Origin of the sequence: Flavobacterium aurantiibacter, assembly GCF_002251775.1 — a bacterium.
GTDB classification, from domain to species: Bacteria; Bacteroidota; Bacteroidia; order Flavobacteriales; family Flavobacteriaceae; genus Flavobacterium; species Flavobacterium aurantiibacter.
Genome location: NZ_NOXX01000092.1, coordinates 1 through 5,456, shown reverse-complemented (window position 1 = coordinate 5,456; position 5,456 = coordinate 1). Strand labels below are relative to the sequence as shown.

The window sequence follows — 5,456 nt, the reverse complement described above, 5'->3', positions numbered from 1 at the left end:
AATTGTGGGTCAAGGTGGGAATACGATACGTAAAATGGTGAATTTATCGATTCCGATAGCTATCGGAACTAGCTTCTCGTTTCNAAAGAGGTTCACGCCGTCACGTGTTCCGTTCTATCTTTTTTGCATACCAATACTGGTAATACCGTAGCGCAAAAAAGGATGCCACTCCACCCGTTCGCGCGGAAATAAAGCGAAAAAATGGAAAGAAGGGAAAAAGCAAAAAAAGCGAAAGAATAGAAAAAAGGAGGAAATCGAAAAGTGAAATAAACATTTGCGATTAACTCCCAGAATCGCTCTAGAATCACCAAATTGTGGGTCAAGGTGGGAATACGATACGTAAAATGGTGAATTTATCGATTCCGATAGCTATCGGAACTAGCTTCTCGTTTCTATCCCGATAGCTATCGGGACTAGCTTCTCAAAATACAAGCCTTCGACACGTTCAGGCACCCACGAATTTTGGGTTAGGGCTGTGGATGGCAATGAAAAGGTGTGGCGTGTAGTTAATGGTAACCTCAAAGATTGGAGACTTTGTAGAGCGGCGTTTTACCGCTTCGTTATTTTTGAGAACTACACGCTACTTTACAAACGAGCGCACTTATATACCTCTTATTTGATTTCGTTATTATTAGGAATCTCCGATTTTTTGGCGAAAGGCGATAGTTGTGCAACGGTTACCTGTGTTATGTGTAGTGTTTATTCTCTGTATAGTTTCTTAAAATGTCTTAAAGCCTGCTCCTTGTTTTGTTCAACAAAATCAAAATATTGTCTGTCTGTTGCAATTTGTATTGTTCCTGTTTGAGCTAGTTCGTCATTTATTACTGGTATTGTCATTGGGTAATTTCTAGTAAAACCTTTAAGCATTTGGTCACTTGGGCTCAAACTACAAATTGGTCTATATGCAGAATAAACTAGTTGTTGTTTCTCAAAGTCTATAGTTCCACCATCAATTGGCATTTTACCTAGATAGTCCCAATATGGAAAAAGTTTGTCTGCATAAGGCATATATTGCTTTGTCAAATTTTGTTTCCATTTTACATAATACTCTTTCTCTAATTCTTTTAAAGAAACAAGCCGAATGTTTGTGTTTTTAACCGCTTCATAACTACCAGATTGAAATCCGTTTTTAGAAACTATAAATCCTAAATTCGCTCCAAAGTCTGCAACTACTGTCCTAAAAGAGTGAATAGTTTCTTGGCTAATTGGACTTGCCCAGAATTTACATTCTACTAAAATAATAGGTTTGTATTCACTTGAGTTATCCTGAGTATAGACGTCTATTTCTTTTTTTCCGCGAACTAAATCAACAACTTTTGAAACTTCTGTATCAAAACCACATTCATTAAACATTTGTCCAACAAAATTTTGTAATTCCTTCCAATTGTTTGGTTCATTGTCAAATATCATAGTTGTTTGGTTTTAACATTACACATAACGGTTTGCAGCTACCCGAAGGTGGCGATTTCATTGCTCTTCACTGTCAACCAAGCACAAACTTTGATAGAAGCACAATGCTTGATTTAACCACTGAACCGCCACTTTTGGGTAGGTGCTGTTAGTGGCTGGGCTTTTAGTTAGCATTAAATTTTTCACAGTATTCAATTTGTCCTTTAAAGTCATTTTCGATGTGCTTAATAATTATTTCGCATACGTCTTTGTAGTCGTCTTCTGTTATCGGAGATTGTTCGCTTCTCCAACCTCCGTGTGAAAGGTCATTGATTAATGTATATGATTTTGTGTCGTTAGGAATGTTCTTTTTTATGTATTCAGCAATTCCATCTTTTGAGATGTCAACGTTTTGAAACTTCGTCAAAGTTTCAATTATATGTCTTATGGAATTTGCTGTAGTGTGATTTGCAACTTCGCCTTTTCTTGCAATGTTGTAGACGTCCATTAAGTGATTTATATAAGGAACTGTCAAATTATTGTTGAAGTCTTTCAATTCACCTTTTTTCAAAAGCAATTTCTTGTCAACTATCTTGTTTGCTGTCAAAACTCTCATAAAATCATTGTTGTGCGTAAAGATTATTAGTCTTTCACGTTTAAGTTTGTCAATGATTTTTGAAATGTCACGAATTACACCGCAAAGAGTGTAAACGTGAGTAAAGTCCATACTTGAAATTGGGTCATCAATTATAAAAAATAATTTTTCGTAGTCGTCTTCGCTTTCTACTTTCAAGTGCGTGTCGCCAATATAGTATGCAAATGCTACAATGTTCTTTTCTCCTTCACTTAAAACATCTTTCGCTTGGTCTTTTTCTAGTGCGTTTTCATAAAAAACAAGTCTGAACGTTTCCTCGTCAAGTGTGTATTTGTATGAGAAAAAATAATTTAAAACCGATTTAATTGTTGAAGCAACTTTATCTTTCTTACTGACTTTTTGTTGCTCTTTCTTTTTTTTAATTTCTGTATCAAGTGTTTTCCATTTTTCTCGTAATTGAAAAATGCTTTTAATGTTTGTTTTGTGCGTTTCAACTAGATGATTATATGCACATTTACAAATTTCCTTTCTAACTGTTTTATTTTCTTCGCCTATTCGATTTTTCTTTATGTTAATTATGTCAATTTGTTCATTGTTTGAGTCAATAATACTGTTTAACAAAGTTTGGTGTTTCTCAATGTTTTCAATTATTGAATTTTCTAACGGAATTGGTTTGCTTATATCTTTAACTTTTTCTTCAATAATGTCAATAAAAACTTGAATTGAATTTTTTGCTTCTTCAATGTTTATTGATCCCAATTCAACATCTTCGCTTGATGGAATATACTTGGTTTTATATTCATTAAATAGGTTTATTCGTTTTGAATTTGAATTTTCAATTGATTTGAAAAAGTCAATAATTTTTGACAACAATTCTATGTTTCCTTTGAATTGCTTTATTGTTTTTGCTTCAGTGTCGTTTATATATTTGGTGTAGTTATCAATTAAACTAAGAGCATTTTCTTGTAACTCTTGTTCGCAGAAAGGACAAGTATTGTCTTTTGTTTCAGAAAGCAATTCCATTCCTGTTTCAACAAATACTAGCTTGCTTTTGATTTTCTGTTTAAACTCTTCTGCTAATGAACTCAAAGAAAATTCTTTGCTTAAATTTTCCTTGATTTCGTTCAATGATCTGAAGTCAATGTCTACTCTATTAATATTTTCAATGTCTGCCAAATTTTCAGGAACAGATTTGATTTTATTGTAGTCTGCAAAAAGGTCTTCAATACTTTTAGAAACTTCGTATAAATCTTTGTCAACGCCTTGGAAAATTTCGTTTGGTTTCAAATAAGAGTATTCACTAAGTCTTTTGATGTTTTGAATGTTACTTATGTTTTCTTCTACATAAGTATTTATCTCCTTTTCAACTTGTTCAGATAATATTTTGCCTTCTTTTTCTATTTTAAGAAGATTATCCTCATCATCTTTTAAGTCAATGTTTACTTTGCCTAAAATGAAACCTTGAATGTCGCTGTCTTTCTCGTAACCTAAAACTCTAATGTTTTGTTCAACATAGTCCTGGTTAAAGGTGTGATAAAGATATTTTGTGTCGGGAATAGTCGGGATTTGTCCTTTAGTAACAGAAACACTGAAATCGTCTTTTACATTGCCGTCTTTGTCTGTTATTTTAAAAGAAAATGTTCCATTGTTTTTACCAAAAGTCAAAAGCTTGTCTGTTGGGCTTTTGCCATTTTCGTCTAAAATTAGTTTGTCCTGCTTTTCTGTTAATCTAAAAAGTCTGCTTAAAAATGTCTTACCGCTACCGTTGTTAGCAAACACACCCATTTTCAAAGAGCTTGATTTGATTTCTCTTGTCAAGTTTTCAATTGGTGCAATGTTTTGGCACTTAATTATGGTTGTTATTTTGTCGTCTGCCATTGTCTATTATTGGTGTGTCGTTTTGGCCTTGCTACTAACGTTTTGCAGCTACCCGAAGGGCGTGACTTTTACCACAAAACTTGATTTGAAAAACTAATGTTTGATTAACCACAAAACTGTCTTTGGAACACGAAACCCCGCCTTTTGGGTAGGTGCTGTTAGCAGTAGTTTTTATTCTATCGTCCATAAGCTCCGTTTTCATATTCTGTCAAATGGTCTTTGTTTATTAATAGTGAACCGTCAATGTTTTTGAAAAGCGAATACTTTTCAATTAATGGTTTGAATTTTTCACTACCATTTTCGTGTAAGCAGTTGTAAAAAATGAGTATTTGCTCGTAACTTGAAAGTTGTGCTCTTGCAATTGCAATGTATTGTTTCTTGTTCTCAATGTCAGAAGTGTCCACAAACTTCACGATGTGGTATATCGTCCGAAAGTAATGGCTCATATCTGATTTGTCATTGTTATACAAGTCTTCGTATGCAAGGATAACTTCGTCAAGCGTTGCGTTCTCTTTTTTATAACCTGCCGTGTGTTGGTTTCTATTTGTTAGAAATATGACAAGTCTTTTGTAAAATATTTCAAAGCAATCTCTACCTGTTGAAATTACTTCCGTGCTTGAACGTGATTTTCTTAAGTCTAATGAGTTTACAATGGAGCTAAAAAGTGTCAGCAGTTGAAAGAAGGTGTTCTCAAATTTTTGTTGTCGCAAAGTTTTGTTTTGCAGCATCATTTCTTCTTTCTGACCAGATAGTTCAAGTCTTGTATATTTTACTTCAAGCTGACTATACATTATTTCTAATTGCTGATTTAACAGCTGTTGCTTTTGTCCCAAGAAGGCAACGTAAATAAAAAATAGTCCGGCAAGAGACCAAATCGAAGCAACTGTCCCAGCCATAAAGTCGCCTAGTAAGTTAAGTCCAAAACCGCTGTCATTATTTTTGCATAAGAAAAACAGCGTTGAAAGAACACCAATTGCTGCACCAAACCAAACAAATCGCCAAGCCCAAGTTGTGTATCTGTCAATTTGAGTTATGAGTTGTCCAAGCTCAATATCAATTTCCCCTTGTCGGGTTTCAATTCGTCTTGATGCGTTCTCAATTTCAATTTCTAATGTCTGTTCTGTCATTGCGGTGTCGTTTGGTAAAATCACTGCCAACTCAACAATTGGCGAAGTCCCCTCCCTTTTCCCAATTTTCATAAACACCCTTAAATTATATAATAACAGCACCTTGCGTCAAAAAAATTAAGCGTATTTTTGATATGTTAAATTGGACACTTGTTTCGCCTTTTGTGTTAGCAATTAAAAAATATTGCTCTTTTACTCCTCGCTAATTTAAAGGATTCCTTCCTCCCAAAACTACCTACTTATAGGTATTTTTTCACGAATTTTTGGTAACGTTTGCCCTAGCCCCGATGGCAGCGGCAGCCCGCAAGAAAAGACGGCTAGGTGAACCGCGAAGCAAACGGCGACCTCAGAAGCCGGATGCTGCGCGCGTGAACCTGCCGTATTTTACGAGGACTACAGCGTACAGCGGGAAGGAGCTTCGCAAAGATTTCGAGATTGAAAGATTAACAAAAAGGGAATTCCGATAG

Annotated in this window: 3 protein-coding genes; all 3 read right to left on the bottom strand. The window is 34.8% G+C overall.

Annotated features, from left to right (window positions below; all coding sequences use genetic code 11):
• Positions 1 to 699: 699 nt before the first annotated feature.
• The 3 genes from CHX27_RS01225 to CHX27_RS01215 all read right to left on the bottom strand — a co-directional run bounded on the left by CHX27_RS01225 (position 700) and on the right by CHX27_RS01215 (position 4,989).
• Positions 700 to 1,410: a restriction endonuclease gene (locus tag CHX27_RS01225; protein ID WP_094484954.1), complete on the bottom strand. Its 711-nt coding sequence runs from the start codon at positions 1,408 to 1,410 to the stop codon at positions 700 to 702.
• Between the two features lie 163 nt (positions 1,411 to 1,573).
• A complete protein-coding gene (locus CHX27_RS01220) occupies positions 1,574 to 3,862 on the bottom strand; it encodes an AAA family ATPase (RefSeq protein WP_094484953.1) in 2,289 nt (762 codons plus the stop codon).
• Between the two features lie 176 nt (positions 3,863 to 4,038).
• A complete protein-coding gene (locus CHX27_RS01215; RefSeq protein WP_207758919.1) occupies positions 4,039 to 4,989 on the bottom strand; it encodes a putative phage abortive infection protein in 951 nt (316 codons plus the stop codon).
• Positions 4,990 to 5,456 lie beyond the last annotated feature (467 nt).

Excerpts from the sequence above, each read along its gene's own strand:
- CHX27_RS01225 (WP_094484954.1), bottom strand. The coding sequence starts at position 1,410 with ATGATATTTGACAATGAACCAAACAATTGGAAGGAATTACAAAATTTT.
- CHX27_RS01220 (WP_094484953.1), bottom strand. The coding sequence starts at position 3,862 with ATGGCAGACGACAAAATAACAACCATAATTAAGTGCCAAAACATTGCA.
- CHX27_RS01215 (WP_207758919.1), bottom strand. The coding sequence starts at position 4,989 with ATGACAGAACAGACATTAGAAATTGAAATTGAGAACGCATCAAGACGA.